Annotated in this window: 15 protein-coding genes; 11 read left to right on the forward strand and 4 right to left on the reverse strand. The window is 62.6% G+C overall.

Going from position 1 to position 18,588, the window contains the following annotated elements:
* Window positions 1-8 precede the first annotated feature (8 nt).
* Together ftsH and ACODSV_RS17160 are read right to left on the reverse strand one after the other, a co-directional pair.
* Window positions 9-1,850: an ATP-dependent zinc metalloprotease FtsH gene (gene ftsH, locus ACODSV_RS17155; protein ID WP_150055761.1), complete on the reverse strand. Its 1,842-nt coding sequence runs from the start codon at window positions 1,848-1,850 to the stop codon at window positions 9-11.
* Window positions 1,851-1,929: 79 nt separating this feature from the next.
* The gene (locus ACODSV_RS17160) at window positions 1,930-2,577 is read right to left on the reverse strand and encodes a BON domain-containing protein (protein ID WP_150095171.1); all 648 of its coding nucleotides are present in this window, start codon (window positions 2,575-2,577) and stop codon (window positions 1,930-1,932) included.
* A 295-nt stretch (window positions 2,578-2,872) separates the two neighbouring features.
* Here ACODSV_RS17160 and ACODSV_RS17165 point away from each other — a divergent pair, with 295 nt between their 5' ends.
* From ACODSV_RS17165 to ACODSV_RS17175, 3 genes are all read left to right on the forward strand, one after another.
* Window positions 2,873-3,793, forward strand: coding sequence for a universal stress protein (locus tag ACODSV_RS17165; RefSeq protein WP_102623336.1), 921 nt, complete (start codon window positions 2,873-2,875; stop codon window positions 3,791-3,793).
* A gap of 35 nt (window positions 3,794-3,828) precedes the next feature.
* The gene (locus ACODSV_RS17170; protein ID WP_069076084.1) at window positions 3,829-5,211 is read left to right on the forward strand and encodes an MBL fold metallo-hydrolase RNA specificity domain-containing protein; all 1,383 of its coding nucleotides are present in this window, start codon (window positions 3,829-3,831) and stop codon (window positions 5,209-5,211) included.
* Window positions 5,212-5,332: 121 nt separating this feature from the next.
* The gene (locus tag ACODSV_RS17175; protein WP_150055759.1) at window positions 5,333-6,022 is read left to right on the forward strand and encodes a BON domain-containing protein; all 690 of its coding nucleotides are present in this window, start codon (window positions 5,333-5,335) and stop codon (window positions 6,020-6,022) included.
* A 261-nt stretch (window positions 6,023-6,283) separates the two neighbouring features.
* Here the strand turns inward: ACODSV_RS17175 and ACODSV_RS17180 are convergent, their stop codons facing one another.
* Complete coding sequence (locus ACODSV_RS17180; protein WP_190301001.1) at window positions 6,284-8,137, reverse strand: response regulator; 1,854 nt, start codon at window positions 8,135-8,137, stop codon at window positions 6,284-6,286.
* 398 nt (window positions 8,138-8,535) lie between these two features.
* Between ACODSV_RS17180 and ACODSV_RS17185 the strand changes: the two genes are divergently transcribed.
* The 8 genes from ACODSV_RS17185 to ACODSV_RS17220 all read left to right on the forward strand — a co-directional run bounded on the left by ACODSV_RS17185 (window position 8,536) and on the right by ACODSV_RS17220 (window position 17,809).
* Entirely contained in the window at window positions 8,536-9,918 is a 1,383-nt protein-coding gene (locus tag ACODSV_RS17185) for an NAD-dependent succinate-semialdehyde dehydrogenase (RefSeq protein ID WP_102623339.1), read from the forward strand.
* Between the two features lie 64 nt (window positions 9,919-9,982).
* The gene (locus ACODSV_RS17190) at window positions 9,983-11,119 is read left to right on the forward strand and encodes an NAD(P) transhydrogenase subunit alpha (protein WP_024075506.1); all 1,137 of its coding nucleotides are present in this window, start codon (window positions 9,983-9,985) and stop codon (window positions 11,117-11,119) included.
* Window positions 11,116-11,457: an NAD(P) transhydrogenase subunit alpha part 2 gene (locus ACODSV_RS17195; RefSeq protein ID WP_024075505.1), complete on the forward strand. Its 342-nt coding sequence runs from the start codon at window positions 11,116-11,118 to the stop codon at window positions 11,455-11,457. Before ACODSV_RS17190 ends, ACODSV_RS17195 begins: the two co-directional genes overlap by 4 nt.
* A gap of 9 nt (window positions 11,458-11,466) precedes the next feature.
* Window positions 11,467-12,903 carry an NAD(P)(+) transhydrogenase (Re/Si-specific) subunit beta gene (locus ACODSV_RS17200; RefSeq protein ID WP_150054591.1) on the forward strand — a complete coding sequence of 479 codons (1,437 nt, stop codon included), beginning with the start codon at window positions 11,467-11,469 and terminating at the stop codon, window positions 12,901-12,903.
* Between the two features lie 65 nt (window positions 12,904-12,968).
* The gene (adhP, locus tag ACODSV_RS17205; protein ID WP_069076088.1) at window positions 12,969-14,003 is read left to right on the forward strand and encodes an alcohol dehydrogenase AdhP; all 1,035 of its coding nucleotides are present in this window, start codon (window positions 12,969-12,971) and stop codon (window positions 14,001-14,003) included.
* A 14-nt stretch (window positions 14,004-14,017) separates the two neighbouring features.
* On the forward strand, window positions 14,018-15,124 hold the full coding sequence (locus ACODSV_RS17210) for an NAD(P)H-hydrate epimerase (protein WP_150054592.1): 1,107 nt from the start codon (window positions 14,018-14,020) through the stop codon (window positions 15,122-15,124).
* A gap of 179 nt (window positions 15,125-15,303) precedes the next feature.
* Window positions 15,304-16,002, forward strand: a complete 699-nt coding sequence (locus tag ACODSV_RS17215; protein WP_150054593.1) for a dienelactone hydrolase family protein — start codon at window positions 15,304-15,306, stop codon at window positions 16,000-16,002.
* Window positions 16,003-16,078: 76 nt separating this feature from the next.
* Window positions 16,079-17,809, forward strand: coding sequence for an HAD-IIB family hydrolase (locus ACODSV_RS17220; protein WP_150054594.1), 1,731 nt, complete (start codon window positions 16,079-16,081; stop codon window positions 17,807-17,809).
* Here the strand turns inward: ACODSV_RS17220 and ACODSV_RS17225 are convergent.
* Window positions 17,787-18,356, reverse strand: coding sequence for a GNAT family N-acetyltransferase (locus tag ACODSV_RS17225; RefSeq protein WP_024075499.1), 570 nt, complete (start codon window positions 18,354-18,356; stop codon window positions 17,787-17,789). The two genes, ACODSV_RS17220 and ACODSV_RS17225, sit on opposite strands and share 23 nt — an antisense overlap.
* Window positions 18,357-18,588: the final 232 nt, after the last annotated feature.

Consider the following 18,588-nt stretch of genomic DNA (forward strand, 5'->3'; position numbering starts at 1 on the left):
GGCAAGCCTCAGTGGGGGGCGTCGGAACCGATGCTCAGCGGTGCCCGTTGCTGCTGCGGCATGAGCGGCGCGAAGTCCTCCGGGGTCAGGCTTTCCTTTTGCATCAACAAGTGCGCACCGGCATCCAGGTCGGCGCGGTGCGCTTGGAGCAGGACCTTGGCGCGCCCATAGGCTTCATCGAGCAGGGCACGAATACACAGGTCGACTTCCCTGGCGGTCTGCTCCGAATAATCCTTCTCGCCGCTGCCCTGCATGCGCTCACCCAGGTACGTCATATTCTGGCGCTCCAGCACTGCTTGACCCAGTTCGGCACTCATGCCGAAGCGGGTCGCCAACTGCCGGGCGATATCCGTCGCGTGGGCCAGGTCATCGGCGGCCCCGGTGGAGATCTGACCGTAAATCAGAAACTCGGCGGCACGCCCGGCCATCAGCACGACCATGCGGTCCTTGAGCATCTGGCAACTGATCAGGAAGTGGTCTTCGGTCGGGCGTTGCAAGGTGTAGCCCAGGGAGCCAATGGCCCGCGGCACGATGGAGACCTTGTGCACCGGGTCCATGTCCGGCAGGTGACTCGCCGCCAGGGCATGGCCCATCTCGTGGTAGGCCACGACCTGGCGTTCTTCCGGGCGTAACACGCTGCTCTTGCGTTCGAGGCCGGCGACCAGACGTTCCACGGCCGCGGTGAAATCCTCCAGGTCGACCGTGTTGGCGCCACGGCGGGTGGCCACAATCGCCGCCTCGTTGACCAGGTTGGCCAGGTCGGCGCCGGTGAAACCGGTGGTGATGTCGGCAATCTGTTCGCTGTCGAGCGCGGGGTCCACGGTGATTTTTTGCAGGTGGACCTTGAGGATCGCCTGTCGACCTTTGCGGTCGGGGCGATCGATCAGGACCTGGCGGTCGATCCGGCCGGCGCGCAACAGCGCCGGGTCGAGCACTTCCGGGCGATTGGTCGCGGCCAGCAGCACCACGCCTTCACGGGGGTCGAAGCCGTCCAGTTCGGCCAACAGCTGGTTAAGGGTCTGTTCTTTTTCGTCATTGCCGCCCAGGACCCCGACGCCGCGCATCTTGCCCAAGGCATCCAGCTCATCGATGAAAATGATGCAGGGGGCGGCCCCCCGCGCCTGTTCGAACAGGTCATGGACCCGCGCGGCGCCGACGCCCACGAACATTTCGACGAACTCCGAACCCGAGATCGAGAAAAACGGCACCCCGGCCTCGCCCGCAATGGCCTTGGCCACCAGGGTCTTGCCGGTGCCTGGCGGGCCGACCAGCAGCGTGCCTTTGGGAATATGCGCCCCCAACCGTGCGTACTTGTCCTTGTCCTTGAGGAACGAGACGATTTCCACCAGTTCGGCCTTGGCCTCGTCGATGCCGGCGACATCCGCGAATGTGACCCCGGTGTCCCGTTGGACAAACACCTTGGCCCTCGACTTGCCGATGTTCATCAGCCCGCCAAGGCCCTGTTTTTCCGCGACGCCGCGAAACAAGAAGTGCCAGACCACCATGATCAGGACAAAAGGCAGCAGCCAGCCCAGCAGGCCGCTCAAAAAGGTGTTGTCATTGACCCCGGTAAAACTCGCCCCCGATTGCGCCAGGTTCGCGGCCAGCGCGGGGTCGACCCGCACGGTGGAGAACAGGTTGTGGCCATCGATCGGTACCTGCAGCTTGCCGCTGATCTGGTCTTTTTCGACCAGCAGGTCGCTGACTTTCTGCTCGTTCAACAATTGCAGAAACTGACTGTAGGGGATGCTTTGCACCACCCGATGCTCCGTCCACAGAAACTGCGCAACGGTGAACACGACAAACGCGGTCAGAAAGTAAGACAGGTTCCATTGATGGTTCTTTTTCATGACCTTGACTCAAAAAAAGGCACGCAAAGCAGACACAACCGTTGAATGCCCCGGTTGATACCCAGGGGCATTCCTCACCTCATGCAAGCAGCAAGTGATCTTCCACCCGCATGACGCCAGGCACCGACCAGGCCGCCCGTTCCACGAGCTTGCGCTCACGCCACAGGTGCACCTTGCCGTCGAGCCTGACCACATCACCGTCGACCCTGACGTGAATATCCTTGGCGTCCACTTCGGCATTGCGCTTGAGCGCTTCTTCGATGCGTTTGCGGATATCGACGACGTCCACTCGGGGGCTCAGGGTCAGCCGATTGTCTACGCCGAGTACGCCGGATAGCTTGCGCACCGCTTTTTCTACGGTTTCCTTCTGGTATTGCCAGTCAACTTCCCCTTCAAGGGTGATCCAGCCGTGTTGAACGATGACTTTAACGGCATTGGGAGGCACGTCGGCGCTCCAACTGATGATGCTCAGGGCGCGGGCGGCGATGGTGTCGTCCGCAGTGCCGGCGCCTTTGTTCAGCCGGACCTGGATCTCCTCGGCGACGGCGCGCACGCCTTTGACGGCTTTGACCGCGCGTTCGGCGCGGACTTTCTGATCATAACTGCTGACATGTCCGGTCAGCGTGACTACGCCTTTTTCCACGGCAACACCGATGTTGGCTGCATCGATCTGTGGTTGGAACTCCAGCTCTTCCAAAATGGCTTTGCGCAAACTCAAGTCGCTCATGATGGTGTCCTCCGTCCAGTTCGTGGCTCATGACGGGCCGTCAGTGGCCAGTCACTGGTTTCTACGCCCGCGCTGCGGGAAATCATTGAGCTATATCAACAAGGGGTGAGTGAGCCGCAGGTCGATCCACGGTTTGCGTGAAAGCCAGCCATTATTTGACAAAAATCAGAGTGCGTACCTTTCCGGGTCTGATACTTCAACCACGACTTTTTCAATCTGGATGAAGGGGGCATGGGGCTCGACAGGCAGTTGAGTGGCAGTCAGGCGGTAACGCCGGCCCGGACCGAGGTATGTGATGCTCAAACTCAAACGTATCTTATTGATCGCACCCTCCGAGATGACGCGCACCCCGGCCTTTGATCGGGCTCAGGCACTGGCCACTGCCAGCGGGGCATTGCTGCATATTGTGGCGTTCGACTATGTCACGCCGCTGGCGCTGGCTGGCGTGTTTGACCATGACGCGATGGCCCAGGCCAGGGAAGGTTACCTGCAGGTCCACCGTCACTGGTTGGAACAGCAGATACGTTTCCAGCGGCGCACCGGGTTGCAGATGACCAGTGAGGTGGTGTGGGCCAAGCCAAGCCTGTCGCAGGTGCTGGACTACGTGAACGACTTCCACCCGGACCTGGTGGTCAAGGATGTGGAACATGTTTCGGCGCTCGAGCGCACCTTCCACCGCCCCCTGGATTGGCTGTTGCTGCGCGACTGCCCGGCCTGCCTGCACCTGGTGACCAACGCCAAGCGCCCAAAGCCGTTGAAAGTGCTCGCCGCCGTTGATCTGTCGCACCTGGAAGAGCTGACCTTCGGGCTGAACGAGCGCGTCGTCGAAATGGCGTCCACCTGGGCGCGGGCCTGCGAAGCGCAACTGCATCTGTTGAATGTCAGCAACTGGGCGGTGGTGGGCGATACGGCCCTGAGCGTGCCTACCCACAGCCTGGAAAGCAGTTTGAGCGAAGCCGTCAACGACGCCCAGGCGGAAGCCTTTGATGAGCTTGCCGAACGCCATGGCATCGAAAAAAAACGCCAACATGTGCTCAGCGGCATGCCCCACAAAGTGATCAGCCAGTTCGCCCGCCAGCATGCCTTCGATGTGGTCGTGCTCGGCACGGTCTATCGCGACCGGCTCGATCGGATGCTGGGCAGCACCGCCGAAAGCGTGCTGAACCGCACGTCCTGCAGTTTGATGATCGTCAAGCCGCTGCCCCGGTCTGATTGAAACGGCCCATTTTTTAAACGATCAAGGAGACAAGCATGCGCATGACATTTCTGGGGGCCGCTGGCACGGTCACCGGCAGCAAATACCTGCTGGAGCATCGAGACCTGCACATCCTGGTCGATTGCGGCCTGTTCCAGGGCTACAAGCAACTGCGCCTGCACAACTGGGATGCGTTCCAGCTGCCGGCGCGCGACCTGCACGCTATCGTGCTGACACATGCCCACCTGGACCACAGCGGCTACCTGCCGCTGCTGGTACGCAATGGCTATCGCGGCCCCGTATACGCCACGCCCGCCACCTGTGAACTGGCCAAAATCCTGCTGCGCGACAGCGGCCGCTTGCAGGAAGAAGAGGCCGAGTTCGCCAACCGCCACGGGTTCTCCAAGCACACTCCGGCCTTGCCGCTCTACACCGAACAGGACGCCGAGCGGGCATTGAAACTGCTGCGGCCAATCGAACTGCAGCACCGCGTCGCGATTGCCCCAGGCTTGAGCATCCTGCTGCGTGATGCCGGGCATATTCTTGGTGCGGCGACGATCGAAATCGTTGCCGATGGCGTCACGCTGGTGTGTTCCGGTGACCTGGGGCGCCCGAACGATCCCTTGATGTTCGCCCCGCAAACCATCGAGCAAACCGACTATCTGCTGGTGGAGTCGACCTATGGCGATCGTCAACACCCCGTGGAGCCGCCCGAGGAACAATTGGCGCAAGTGATCACCCGCACCGCGCTGCGCCACGGTATCACCCTGGTACCGTCGTTTGCCGTCGGGCGCGCGCAACTGCTGATGTATCACTTGTATCGCCTGAAACAACGGCATGCGATCCCGGACCTGCCGATCTACCTCAATAGCCCGATGGCAACGGACGTCACCCGTTTGTACCAGCGCTTTCGGTCGGAGCATCGGTTGTCGCTGGAAGAGTGCCAGGGCATGTGCGATGGCACGCACTTCGTGTGTTCCGTGCAACAGTCGATTGACCTGGACCAGCAACGCACCCCGGCGATCATCATTGCCGCCAGTGGCATGGCCACCGGTGGGCGTGTATTGCACCACCTCAAGGCGCTGGCGCCCAACCCACTCAACACCCTGTTGGTCCCCGGTTTCCAGGCCGGTGGCACACGCGGCGCACAGATTGTCGCCGGCGCGCCGTCGGTCCGTATCCATGGCCAGGACGTGCCGATCCGCGCAGAGGTCGTGCCCATGCAAACCCTCTCTGCCCACGCTGATGCTGATGAAATCATGCAATGGCTGCGCGGCTTCAAGCGCGCGCCGAAACATACCTATGTCGTCCACGGTGAACCCAACGCCTCGGATGTGCTGCGCCGGCGCATCAGCCAGGAGCTGGGCTGGTCGGTGTCGGTACCTGAGTATCGGGACTGTGTGGAACTGCCCGCCGTGGAGCGGCAATTGAGCGCTTAGCGCACGCACGTGCGGCGTCGGGGTAGTGCTTGGAATAGGTACTTTCCGACCTGCTCGGGCGGGTGGCAACGCGCTACGCTTGGGCGGCTTGAGACGTTTGCAAACATTCCGGAGCTTTTTTATGAATAGCGATGAAAAGCTGAGGCAGCAGGTGATCGACGAACTGAACTGGGACCTGGCGCTGAAAGCCGATCAGATTCTGGTCCAGGTGTCCGATGGTATCGTCACGCTCTCTGGCAATGTCACCAGTCATGCCGAGCGCTGGCACGCCGAACAGGCTGTGGCGCATGTGGCTGGCGTCGTAGACCTGATCAACCGCATCGACGTGGTTCTGCCTTCCAGCCATGTGCGTACCGACAGCGATCTGGTCGCCGCGGTCGCTTCAGCGTTGCAAGGGAACACCTCGCTGGCGGAACACCGCGTCAACATCAGTGTGACGGATGGCTGGCTGGTACTCAGCGGTGAAGTCGATTCGGAGCATCAGCGCCAGGCGGCAGGATATGCAGTGCGCTATCTGCCGGGGATCAAGGGGATCAGCAACGATATCGTGGTCAAGACCCATGCCTCTGCGCAAACCATCAAGACCGATATCGAATCAGCGTTTCGCCGCAGAGCGATTATTGACGCCCACGGTATCGATGTGCGCGTGGACGGCGGGGACGTCACGCTTTCGGGCGTTGTCGGGTCGCTTCCCGAACGCGACATGGCGCGTTTGACGGCCTCGAGCACGGCCGGGGTGCAGAAGGTTGTCGACAACCTGGTGGTCGCGCCCATCGCCCAACAAACGAATGGCCCAGGTGGCGCGGCTTGACTCACGGGGCAGCGGATCTCCCTCCGTGGCGAGGGCGCTTACTGTGGCGAGCGGGCTTGTTGTGGCGAGCGGGCTTGCCCCGCGTTGGGGCGCGAAGCGGCCCCATTACCGGCCATGGTTTTTTAACTGACGCACCGCAGTGCCTGGCTTTGGGGCTGCTGCGCAGCCCAACGCGGGGCAAGCCCGCTCGCCACAACAAGCACGCTCACCACAGTAAGCCCGCTCGCCACAGGGGAATTTGTCAGGGCCTGAAAATCATGCTCACGGGGTGAGCCCTTTGCCATGAACCGCGGCTGAAAGGGCTTTTTCACCGGCCGCCAGGGCGATGCGAGCCAGTTCGGGAATCGATTTGGCTTCGGTCCGGCTCATGATCGACGCGCGATGCTTCTCAACCGTCCTTTGGCTGATACCCAGCTCAAATGCAATGTTCTTGCTGGGGTGGCCGTCCAGGACCATCTCCATGATTTGGCGCTGGCGGGGAGTCAGGTGACTGATATGGTCAATGGCGGCCTGGCGAAGCGCCTTGAAGCCCTGGGTATCCGCTTGGTTGGCCAAGGCGTTTGTCAGGCTGGTCAATAGCTGCTGGTAACGGAACGGCTTTTCGATGAAGTCGCACACGCCGGCCTTCATCGCATCCACGACATCCGCGACGCGGCTGTTGCCACTGATCATGATGATGGGCAACTCGTCCCCCCGTGCCCTCAGACGCCCAACCACCTCCAGCCCGCTGATGCCGGAGGGGCGTGCTTCAATCACCAGGCAGCCCCGTTGATCGCCGGGATAGCGCTCGAAAAACTGCTCGGCGCCAGCAGCGTCACGCACGGGGTAACCTTGGGCCTCCAATACCCTGCGCAAGTTGTTGCGCAACGCCTCGTCCTCGTCCACGACGTAGATCACCGCGCCCGAAGACGCCGGCAGGGCACCTGGCGCATGGCCTGTGGCTGCCGCGCTCAGTGCGGTACCAAGGGTTGCGCGCAGCGTATTCAAGCTCACGGGTTTGCGCAGCAGCATGCAATCGGCGGCGAGGACCGCGTGGGCAACCTGCCGCTGGGTGTCGGCGGTCAGTACGATAGCCGGCGTGGTTCGGTTGAATTGATCGCGCAGTCGCTGCACCAACTGCACACCGTCCATGGCGGGGGCCAGCGCATGTTCGGTCAAGACCAGGTCAGGCTGGAGACCTGAGCGTGCCAGCCACGCCAACGCGGCGGCACCATCACTGACCGCAGCCGTTTGATAGCCCAACGAACCTAAGCCGCAGCACAGCATCTCGCGGAGCAGGGCCTGCGGCTCGACAACCAGCAACAGCCGATGGGACGCCGTGATCGGCGGTTTGATCGCGGTTTTTGGGCGTACCGACGACCGCGCTGACGGCACGCTGATGGAAATGAGCGTGGCTTTTCCGGGCGAGTACCGGACCTGCAACTGCGCCCCCAGCATTGCGCTCAACTCATAGGTTGAAAGCGCGCCCGCGCGGCCATAGGCATCCGGCAGGAAGGGCGCATGCACAGGCATCGACACGATGCGCAAGGCGGCCTCGCGGCTTTCACAGCCCGAACACCACAGTTCCAGGCTCAGCCATTGCCGATGGCGCCGGGCGCCCAGCGTCAGGCGACTGTTGCGGTTCGCGTGCATGAGGTTGTACATCAGGCTGCTCAGTACTTGCCTGAGGCCCTCGGGAAGGCTCCTGACCCATGCCGAACACGGCACGATCCGCAGTTTGATGCGCCGGGCGACGGCCAACGGTAAACAGTCTTGGGCCAGTGCCTTGAACAGGGTTTGCACGGGGAAGTCCACGGCATCGTGCCGATCTCTCTCGGTGAGGGAGGAGGGCAGGTCGAGCGGGGTGTTGAACCGGCTCAACAAGTGCTCCACCGTGGCATCCAATTGTTCAAGCAGCCCTTGGGCAGGTGTCGCCGGATTCAGCTCATTCGCCTCGAGCTGCCCCGTGATCAGTGAGACCAACTGTGCTGTCTGGCGAAGTGTCTGGTCGATACCGCGCAGGCGTTCGACGCTGGGCGTGGTCTTGAGGGCCAAGGGTTGTTGAGCCGCAGGCGGTGCACTCCCAGATACCGTGTGCGGTAAGGCGTCCTCCGACATGGATTGGTTGACGTGCATGACTAACCCTCCTGACAAGACCCGATGGTGCGTTGCCTGCCGCGCAATCCTATGCGGTTTGTCCGACGCTTTAATTGATCTATGTAAGTATTTTCCGAGCTCCCACCTCTCCCAGGGCCTTCTGCCTGGCGCCAATCGACAGCGCGTAAAGACGAAGCGCGACACCAGCCTGTGCGAGACGTCAACTCGCTCGTCTGCGCACCACCGAAGTGCATCCCCGGCACCGTTAAGGTGCTCGGCCATCACCCGCCAGCAGCCCTTGATAAAGGCTTATGGGTAGATTCCGACGCTAGTCACCTGCCCCCATAGCGACCATCGTAATCCTGGCTTATGGGCAGGGCGGATGCTGGCCGTGCGCTCTGCGTTGAATGACTCAATTTGAGGGGAAGGCAACCGTTATGGCTTACACGACGATCAATCCATACAACGGCGAGTTGCTCGCACAATTCGATACGCTGACGGCTGAGCAACTGGAGCGCAAACTGGCCGTCGCGGCGCAGTGCTACGCGGCGTGGAAAACCAAGACGTATGCCCAGCGTGCTTCGGTCATCGCCAAAGCGGCTGAATTGATGCATCAGCGCTTCGACACCCTGGCCCGTAAGATCACATTGGAGATGGGCAAGCGAATCAACGAGGCCCGCGGCGAAGTCAAGTTCAGCGCCGATATCATGGCGTACTACGCCAAGAACGCCGAGCGCTTCCTGGCGCCGCAGGCGCTGGAGCCGAGTGCGGGCGAGGCGCATATGGAGAGCAGCCCCATCGGCGTGGTCTTCGGCGTCGAACCGTGGAACTTTCCCTTCTATCAGTTGGCGCGCGTGGCGGGCCCGCACTTGATGGCCGGTAACGTGCTGGTGATCAAGCATGCCGGTTGTGTGCCGCAATGTGCGATTGCCTTTGAGCAGGTCCTGCTCGAAGCCGGCGCACCCGCGGGGCTCTATACCAACCTGCTGATATCCCACGAGCAGTCCAGGCAGGTGGTGGACGACCCGCGTGTGCGTGGGGTTGCATTGACTGGGAGTGTCGCCGCTGGCCGCAGCCTGGCGTCGTGGGCGGGACAGAACCTGAAGCCGTCCTCCATGGAGCTGGGGGGCAGCGATGCGTTCATTGTGCTTGAGGACGCTGACCTGGACCTGGCGATCAAATGGGCGATCTGGGGGCGGATGTATAACTGCGGGCAGACCTGCTGCGCGGCAAAACGCTTCATTGTCGTCGAATCCATGGCTGATGCCTTCCTGGAGGGCTTCAAGGCCGGGCTTGCGGCCTTGAAACCCGGTGACCCCATGGAGGAAAGCACCACCCTGGGCCCGCTGTCTTCGGAAGCAGCCTTGTTGCAGTTACTTGGCCAGGTGCACACGGCGACGGCCCACGGGGCACGGGTGCTGCTGGGGGGCGGGCGTATCGATCGCGCCGGTTCATTCATGACCCCGACCATCCTCACCGATATCGCCCCCGACAATCCGGCATTCCGCGACGAGTTCTTCGGCCCCGTGGCGCTGTTTTTCCGCGTCAAGGACGAAGAAGCCGCGATCGCCCTGGCAAACGATTCCGACTTTGGCCTCGGCGGGTCGGTGTTCACCCGTGATGTGGAGCGGGGACGTCGGGTGGCCAGCCGGATCGAGACCGGCATGATGTTTATCAACAACATCAGTTGGAGCGATGCCGAACTGCCCTTTGGCGGTATCAAGGATTCGGGCTATGGCCGCGAACTGGGCGACATGGGCATCCAACAGTTCGTCAATAAGAAACTCGTGCGTTACGTGTCGGCCCAGGCACCGGTCTGAAGCCTTATCCCGTCCCTATCCCGGGCGCCCGCACACAGGCGGGCGCCCCCCCATGGAGCGCGCGATGTACGTCAATGTGGCTGTGATGAAAGAAACCCACCCGCACGAACGGCGGGTGGCCCTGGTACCGAGCCTGTGTGCGAAGTTATGTGCATTGGGCGCCAAGCTGCATATGCAAACGGGGGCAGGGGACGCGAGCTTCCTGCCCGACGCGGCTTATACGGACGTGGTGTTCGTCTCCGGCAACGGGCAGTGGCTACATGAGGCCGATGTGGTCCTCGCCGTGCAGGCACCTTCGCAGGAGGTGGTCGGCAAAATGAAGCCGGGCTCGCTGCTCCTGTGTTTCGTGTATGCGCAGAACAACCCGGCCCTGGTGCAACGCTTGCTGGAGCGCCAAATCACGTGTTTTGCCATGGAGCGGCTGCCGCGGACCACGCGGGCCCAGTCGATGGACGCGTTGTCCAGCCAATCGGCATTGTCGGGGTACTACGCCGTGCAACTGGGGTCGGTGCATCTGTCTCGCATACTGCCAAAGGTCACCACCGCGGCCGGCATCGTCGGGCCTGCTCGGGTGCTGGTGCTGGGCCTGGGTGTCGCGGGGCTGGAGGCCATCGCCACCGCGCATCGGTTGGGCGCGGTGGTCGAAGGGTACGACGTGCGCCCGGAAACCGCCGAGCAGGCGCGCTCCCTGGGCGCCAGTTTTGTCGACGTGGGGGTCGATGCGCGGGGCAAAGGCGGTTATGCACGGGAGTTGAGTGACGCGGAAAAACACCAGGTCGCGCTCGTGCTGACTGAGCATATCCAACGGGCAGACCTGGTGATTACCACGGCGGCCGTACCGGGGCGGCCTTCGCCACGCCTGATCAGCGCCGCACAGCTCGCCGGAATGAAGCCTGGCGCCGTGATCGTCGACCTGGGCGCCGAAGGCGGGGGCAACTGCGAGGGCTGCGTCCCCGGCCAGACCGTCAAGGTCGGTCAGGTCACGCTGTTGGCGCCGTTGAACCTGCCTTCGTCCTTGAGCCAGGACGCCAGCCTGCTGTATGCGAAAAACCAGTTCAACCTCTTGGCGCTGATGTTGAAAAACAACGTCATCCACATTGATTGGGACGATCCGTTACTGGCGCAAACGGCGCTCACCCACGCCGGCAAACTCATGCCACCGCTGAGCCCGACAGATGCGCCCAAGGAGAAAACCTCATGAGCAACGTTGGTTTTATCGGCCTGTATATTTTCATGCTCGCCGCGTTTGCCGGCTGGGTCATCATTGGCCGGGTCCCGGCGATCCTGCATACACCGTTGATGTCGGGCTCGAACTTTATCCACGGCATCGTGGTGATCGGTGGCCTGATCGGCTTGCTCGACGCCGCGACACTGCCAGAGCAAGTGGCCGGGTTCGTCGCGGTGCTGCTCGGGGCGGGGAATGCAGCGGGCGGGTACGCCGTCACCGGCCGGATGCTCGCCATGTTCCAGACCAGCGCGCCGGAGCCCAAGCGGCGCAAAGCCCATCACTCCGCCACCCGCAAGGCTGAGAAGGCCTGAGGTTTGATCATGTTGATGATGACGTCGCAATGGCTGATAGGGCTGGTGTACTTCTTCGCCGCGTTTTTACTGATCTTCGGGTTGTGGCGCATGTCGTCGCCTGTCACGGCCCCCGGCGGTATCCATGTGGCCGGGTGGGGCATGGCGGGCGCGGTGATCGTGAGTTTCCTCTATGTGTTTTCCGTGAGCGAGGCGGCACGACCGCATCTGCCCACCAACATCGGCCTGGCGCTGGTGGCCTTGTTGCTGGGCGGTGGCGCTGCCTGGTGGAGTGGGCGCAAGGCGGCAATGACCGCCATGCCGCAGATGGTCGCGATCTACAACGGTATGGGCGGTGGCGCCGCCGCCGCCATCGCGGCCATGGAACTGTTCGGCACGCGGGCGCTCGACCTGCCCACCTTGGCCGGCACGTTGTTCGGCGCACTGATCGGCGCGGTTTCGCTATCGGGTTCGTTGATCGCCTGGGCCAAGCTCGATGGTCGCCTCGATAAACCCCTGCGCCTCAAGGGCCTGCAACTGATCAACGCGGCGGTGATGCTGCTGACCCTGGCTGCCGGCGCCTGGCTGATGCTCGCCATGCAGGCGGCAGACGGCGTGCCAGGCCATGTGCCCTGGTTGATCGCCGGATTCTTCGCGGGGGCGTTGCTGTTTGGCGTGTTGATGACGTTGCCCATCGGCGGTGCCGACATGCCGGTGGTGATCTCCATCTACAATGCCTTTACCGGCCTGGCGGTCGGCCTCGAAGGGTTTGTGTTGCAGGTTCCGGCCATGATGATCGCGGGCATGCTGGTGGGCGCCGCCGGTGTGTTGCTTACATTGTTGATGGCCAACGCCATGAATCGCACGGTGGCGCATGTGTTGTTTGCCCGTTTTGGTGATCAGCCCGTTCGCAAAGGCGCGGTGATCACGGGCGAGCTGAAGCCGACCGCCGCCAGTGATGCCGGGGTCGCCATGCGCTACGCCGCTAAAGTCATCATCGTGCCGGGTTATGGTTTGGCCGTCGCCCAGGGCCAGCAAAAGCTCTATGAGTTCGTGAAGCTGTTGCAGGCCCACGGTGTCCTTGTGCGTTTCGCGGTACACCCGGTGGCGGGGCGCATGCCGGGGCAAATGGACGTGTTACTGGCAGAAGCGGGGGTGCCCTACGACCTGATTTTCCAACTCGAAGACATCAATACCGACTTCCCCGACACCGATATGGTGCTGGTCATCGGCGCCAACGACGTGGTCAACCCCGCGGCACGCAATGACAAGGCATCGCCCATCTATGGCATGCCGATCCTGGACGTGGACAAGGCGCATCACGTGTATGTGGTCAAGCGCGGGGAAGGCAAGGGCTACGCGGGTATTCAGAACCCGCTGTTTTACGCAGAAAACTGCAACATGGTGTACGGCGATGCACAGGCTGTCCTGGTCAAGATGATCGAGGCGGTCAGAGGTTTGGGTTAAAGGCTTTTCGGGCTGGCCGGGCACTCGCCGGGCCGGCAAACACCACTCTGGAAGAGGGTCGCGAGATGAACAGTAAGATGTTAGCCGCCGTCGTCGAGTCATTTGGACAACCATTGGTCATGCGCCAGGTGGATATTCCGGTACCGGGGCCGGGGATGATCCTGATTAAAGTGGAAGCCTGCGGGGTGTGTCACACCGACCTGCACGCGGCGCGGGGGGATTGGCCACTCAAGCCTTCCTTACCCTTTACCCCTGGACACGAGGGCATCGGCATCGTGGTGGCGCTGGGCGAAGGCGTGACGGCCGTACAGAAGGGCGAGCGCGTGGGGGTGCCATGGCTGTATTCGGCGTGCGGCCATTGCGAATACTGCCTGCAAGCCTGGGAAACCGTTTGCGCCCAGGCCGAGTTTGGCGGCTACACGCGCAACGGTGGCTTTGCCGAATACATACTGGCAGACCCTGAGTATGTGGCGCATATCCCCGCCGGCCTGACACCGTGTGAGGCCGCGCCGATCATTTGCGCCGGGGTGACCACCTACAAAGGCATCAAGGAGGCGGATGTGCGGCCGGGGCAGTGGATCGTCATTTCCGGGGTGGGCGGCCTGGGCCATCTCGCGGTTCAGTACGCCAAGGCCATGGGGCTGCGGGTGTGTGCCGTCGACATCGACGAGCGCAAGCTGGCCCATGCCACGCAACTGGGGGCTGACGCAGTGGTGAACGCCAAAGGTGCGGACCCGGTGGCCGCGGTCATTGCCGCCACCCAGGGCGGTGCCCATGGGGTGCTCATTACCGCGCCTTCGCTCGGCGCGTTCAAGCAAGGCGTCGCGATGACCCGCAAACTGGGGACCTGCGTGCTCGTCGGCTTGCCCCCTGGCGAGTTTCCCATGGCATTGTTCGACGTGGTCGCCAACTGCATTACGGTGCGCGGCTCGTTCGTCGGCAATCGCCAGGACATGGCGGAGGCGCTGGCGTTCGCCGCCGCGGGCAAGGTCAAGGCCGACATTGAACTGCAGCCGTTGTCTGCGATCAACCAGGTGTTCGAGCGCCTTGAGCATGGCGATGTCCCCGCGCGGGTGGTGATCGATTTCAGTGGCCGTTGAGAGCGTGAAAAAGCATGCATACGTTTGACAGAGATCGGCGCCAGAGCGTGTTGCTGACGGTGAGTCAGATGGCGGAAGCCGACCGGCTCTCGGTTGTCGCTGGCGTGTCGTCTTTCGCGTTGATGAGCAATGCCGGTGCGGCCGTGGCGCGCGAAATCCAGCGCCGCTGGACGCCCAGGCCGCTGGTGGTGCTCTGCGGGCCGGGCAACAACGGAGGGGATGGCTTTGTCACCGCGCATCGGCTGGCCGAGGCAGGCTGGCCGGTGACGCTGGCCATGTGGGGCGATCCATCGGCCCTGAAGGGCGAAGCCAAGCAGCACGCACAACGCTGGCAGGGCGCGGTTCACACGCTGAGCCCAGCGCTGCTCGAGGGGGCCGAACTGATCGTTGACGCGGTGTTCGGCGCCGGCCTTGCCCGCGCCCTGCAAGGGCCAGTCCTCGAGACGCTGACCGCCGCGGGCCGTGGCAATGCTCCGATTATCGCGATCGATATACCCAGCGGGGTCATGGGCGATACCGGTGAAAGCCTGGGCGCGGTCGCGGCCGTGCTGACCGTGACGTTTTTTCGCAAGAAACCGGGCCATCTGTTGCAACCTGGGCGGGCACTGTGTGGCGATGTCGTCGTTGCCGATATCGGTACCCCCGAAACGGTACTCGACACCCTCGTCCCCCAGACCTATGAGAACCATCCCCGGTTGTGGCTGAGCGACTTGCCGCCCATCGCCACCCAGGATCGTACCCCCCGATGCGCCGGCGTGCTGCCCCTCGACGAGGACGAATTCCGACAGAAATTCGCGTTTTCAGGCGACTCGCTGACCCGCACTCGAGCCGCTGCCCAGTCCTGCTCAAGGGTGGTGGTCCTTGAAGGTGGTGACACGGTCATTGCTGCGCCGGATGGCCAAGCCATCATCAACAGCAATACACCCTCGAACCGGGCGGGTGCCAGCGTCGTATCGCGCTCGATCATTCATGGCCTGCAGGCCCAGGGGATGCCGGCGTTGTCGGCGGCAGCGGCGGGCATGTGGCTGCACGGCGCGGCCATTGCCGAGTTCGGTCCGGGGTTCTCGGCACAAGACTGGCCGGCCGTGCTGCCCGTGCTGTTGCGTGGCCTGGTCAATTGATTTGGCCCCTCGATCGGCGCGGGTTTGATTTTTATCAAGGAGCGCTTGCCAAAAAAAGGCAAGTTAGCCCGCAGCGGCTCCAGGTCGGCAGGGTGATCGACTTGATGAAAGAACAAAGATGAAGCCACGTCTGAAGTACCTTGCCCCCCCAAAAGATTACATACGAAGGTATTCAACCAATGGCTTCTCCCGCTGGCGTTACGGTCTCTGGGCTCCAATACAGGAAGTTCAACTTTTCCGGCTTTGAGCTGGCAGGTGATTTGCGATTGCCGCCAGGCACCGAGCGCCTGGTCATTCTGGTGCATGGGAGCGGCGGGGGCCATTCCAACCCGCGCAACCACTATATTGCGGAGTACCTGGCTCGCCACGGCATGGGGACCTTGATGCTCGACCTGCTGACGCGGACCGAGCAACGCTGGGATAACCTGACCGGTGTGCTGCGCTTCGACATTTCCTTGCTCGCCGATCGACTGACCAGGGTCATCGAGGCGATTGCCCACGATGCCGAGTTACGCCCGCTCGCCCTGGGGTTGTTCGGCGCCAGTACGGCCGCGGCCGCCGTCTTGGTCGCCGCCACCCGTGCGGCCACGGTCCAGGCGGTCGTCAGCCGAGGAGGGCGCACCGATCTCGCGGCGCAGGTGTTGCGCCGGGTCAGGGCGCCCACCTTGCAAGTGGTCGGCGCGCAGGACCCGGTGACCCTGCACGTGAATGAACAGACCTGCCGGGCGTTGCACTGCACGCAACACCTGGAGGTCGTGAAAGGGGCCACCCATCTGTTCAAAGAACCAGGCGCCCTGGCGGACGTGGCGAGGCTGACCGGCAATTGGTTTGAAAAGTACCTGCACCCGGACCCTTGCCCACCCCTCCATAGGCCCTGAACGTGAAGTTCGCGCCCTGAGCGATGGCCCACCAATCGGCCGGTTTTCGTCGAGGTCAACCCCTCAAGGAGCACCCGTGCACTTCTTAGCCTTGGCGGTCGACTATGACGGCACTATTGCCGAAAACGGCAGCGTCCCACCTGAAGTCTGTGCCTCGCTCGCCGCCCTGAAACACAGCGGTCGCAAGCTGCTGTTGATTACCGGCCGCGAGTTGCAAGCGCTCAAGCACCACTTTGCGCAACTGTCGCTGTTCGACCTGGTCGTCGCGGAAAATGGCGCGCTCTTGTATGACCCCACTACCGATACCGAGGAACTCATCGCAGATCCCGCCTCGACCGAACTGGTGGGGCGCCTGCGCGAAAAGGGGGTGTCGCCCTTGTCCGTCGGCCGGTCCGTGGTCGCCACCTGGCACCCGTTCGAAGAGGCGGTGATCAGTACCATCCGCGAGCTTGGCCTGGAGCTGCAGATCAGTTTCAACAAGGATGCGATCATGATCTTGCCGTCCTGTGTGAACAAAGCCTCGGGCCTGAGTGCCGCGTTGTCGAGGCTGGGGATCTGCGAGCTGAACGTGGTGGGGGTGGGCGATGCTGAAAATGACCATGCGTTTCTGGCACTCTGCGGCTGTACGGCGGCGGTGAGCAATGCCATTGAATCGATCAAGGCCCGCGCTGATATCTGCCTGACACAGGATCATGGTCGGGGTGTCTGCGAGCTGATAGAAAGGCTGCTGCAACAAGACGCGGCGCTGGGCAAGATCGAACGCATCGGCTTGCGGTTGGGCCAGACCGACGATGAGCGTCCGGTCTGGCTACCGCCAGGCTCGGTGTTGCTGATCATTGGTAATTCGGGGTCCGGCAAATCGAGCTACGTGACCTGGCTGACAGAGCGCATGGTCCAGGCGCGCCAGGATTTCTGCATCATCGATCCCGAGGGCGATTACCTGTGCCTGGAGGACGCGGTTACCGTGGGCGGCCTCACCACGCCCCCCACGACAGAAGAATCACTGCGCCTTCTGTTACAGGCCCGGCTCAACGTAGTAGTGAGCACGCTCGCCCTGGACCCGCCCGCCCGGGTGCAACTGTTTGGCGAACTGCTGCCGTTTATCCAGCGTCTACGGAACACATCCGGTCGACCCTACTGGCTGATCGTGGACGAAGCCCACTACATGCTGCCTCAGCGCGCGGTGTGGCCCTTGGGGTTTCTCGCCAATATGGGGGCGATCATCGTGGCCCTGGACTTCGACCAAGTCTGCCCGGCGTTGCTCGAAGGGGTCGATATGCTGGTGACCCTGGGCAGCACCGCGAGGGAATTGGTCCAACGCTTCGCCCATCACACGCAGCGAACGTGCCCCGCGTTCCCGGCACACCCACCGGGGCTTGAACCGGTATGCCTCTGGGACCTTCATCATGGTGAAGCGGTTGTGCTTCTGGAGCAGTTGCAGCCGCATCAAAAGCATCACCGCCACAGCGGCAAATACGCTGCCGGCAATGTCGGCGCATGGCGCGCGTTTTACTTTCCCGCGCTGGGCAAGCATGCGTCCAACCTGACGGAGTTTCTATCCGCGCTGGCGCAGCTGGACGCTCGGGCGTTTGGCGAACATCGAAGGGCCGGGGATTTTTCCAACTGGTTCCGCGAGGTGATTCGCGACGATGTCCTGGCCAACAAAACCCGCCTGATTGAAAACGACGACGCGGTATCCATCCCGGTGGCGTTGGAACAGATCAGCCGCCTCGTGCAATCGCGCTACCACCTTGAGCAGGTTGATGCGCCGGGAGCCGCCCCGGTCACAGCGCCAACTCATGAATAATGCGATCGAAATCACGCCCCTGGTACACCGAGGTAAACCCCGACTGCTTATACAAACCATGAATCGGGTAATCGGTCGATAAATCCGTCGAGCGCATCACGCTGAAGCCGTTGCGCCTGGCCGCGTCAATCAGGTGCCCCAGCAATAAATGCCCCAGCCCCTTGCGTAGCCAGGGGTCGGCGACGGCGACCGCGCATTCGCAGCAGTCGTCTCTATCCATGGCTTGCCTGTAGCGGCTGACGCCAATGACCTGCAATTCGCCGTCATGGTGGATCAAGGCGAGATAACCCCGGCTGATATCCCCCGGGACGCTCAGCAGCGAGTCGATGATGCGCTCGTCGACATGGGTCACCGCCCCCAGGAAACGGAAGCGCAGTGACAGCGGCGACAAACGCTGGAAGAAACGCAGCAGGCGTGCGTGATCGTCGGTCGACAGCGGACGGATCAGCACATGCGTTCCGTCGCGCAGTTTCTCCAGCCAGTGCTCTTCGGGTGACGCTTTATCCATCTCGGCGATGAGCGCGGCAGTGTGCGGGTTGGTCAGCATGGAGGGGCTCCAGTGCAGGGCAGGTAGTGAAGTCGGTGGCCTCGCGGAACGACCTGCATCACAGTGCGGCTTCGGCAGCGCGGGCTTATTGATTAAAGTCACAAAGCCCGGCGCAAAGGGCCCGGCCATCCCGATAGCGGCACGGTCAATCCGGGGTGTTTGACCTGAATCAAACGCACGTCTGGTCGCCGCGGCAGAATCGGACACTCCGCTGGTTCGATCCGGGGCACGG

The sequence above is a fragment of the Pseudomonas sp. FG86 genome (assembly GCF_057808775.1).

Excerpts from the sequence above, each read along its gene's own strand:
- ftsH (WP_150055761.1), bottom strand. The coding sequence starts at position 1,850 with ATGAAAAAGAACCATCAATGGAACCTGTCTTACTTTCTGACCGCGTTT.
- ACODSV_RS17160 (WP_150095171.1), bottom strand. The coding sequence starts at position 2,577 with ATGAGCGACTTGAGTTTGCGCAAAGCCATTTTGGAAGAGCTGGAGTTC.
- ACODSV_RS17165 (WP_102623336.1), top strand. The coding sequence starts at position 2,873 with ATGCTCAAACTCAAACGTATCTTATTGATCGCACCCTCCGAGATGACG.
- ACODSV_RS17170 (WP_069076084.1), top strand. The coding sequence starts at position 3,829 with ATGCGCATGACATTTCTGGGGGCCGCTGGCACGGTCACCGGCAGCAAA.
- ACODSV_RS17175 (WP_150055759.1), top strand. The coding sequence starts at position 5,333 with ATGAATAGCGATGAAAAGCTGAGGCAGCAGGTGATCGACGAACTGAAC.
- ACODSV_RS17180 (WP_190301001.1), bottom strand. The coding sequence starts at position 8,137 with ATGCACGTCAACCAATCCATGTCGGAGGACGCCTTACCGCACACGGTA.
- ACODSV_RS17185 (WP_102623339.1), top strand. The coding sequence starts at position 8,536 with ATGGCTTACACGACGATCAATCCATACAACGGCGAGTTGCTCGCACAA.
- ACODSV_RS17190 (WP_024075506.1), top strand. The coding sequence starts at position 9,983 with ATGTACGTCAATGTGGCTGTGATGAAAGAAACCCACCCGCACGAACGG.
- ACODSV_RS17195 (WP_024075505.1), top strand. The coding sequence starts at position 11,116 with ATGAGCAACGTTGGTTTTATCGGCCTGTATATTTTCATGCTCGCCGCG.
- ACODSV_RS17200 (WP_150054591.1), top strand. The coding sequence starts at position 11,467 with ATGTTGATGATGACGTCGCAATGGCTGATAGGGCTGGTGTACTTCTTC.
- adhP (WP_069076088.1), top strand. The coding sequence starts at position 12,969 with ATGAACAGTAAGATGTTAGCCGCCGTCGTCGAGTCATTTGGACAACCA.
- ACODSV_RS17210 (WP_150054592.1), top strand. The coding sequence starts at position 14,018 with ATGCATACGTTTGACAGAGATCGGCGCCAGAGCGTGTTGCTGACGGTG.
- ACODSV_RS17215 (WP_150054593.1), top strand. The coding sequence starts at position 15,304 with ATGGCTTCTCCCGCTGGCGTTACGGTCTCTGGGCTCCAATACAGGAAG.
- ACODSV_RS17225 (WP_024075499.1), bottom strand. The coding sequence starts at position 18,356 with ATGCTGACCAACCCGCACACTGCCGCGCTCATCGCCGAGATGGATAAA.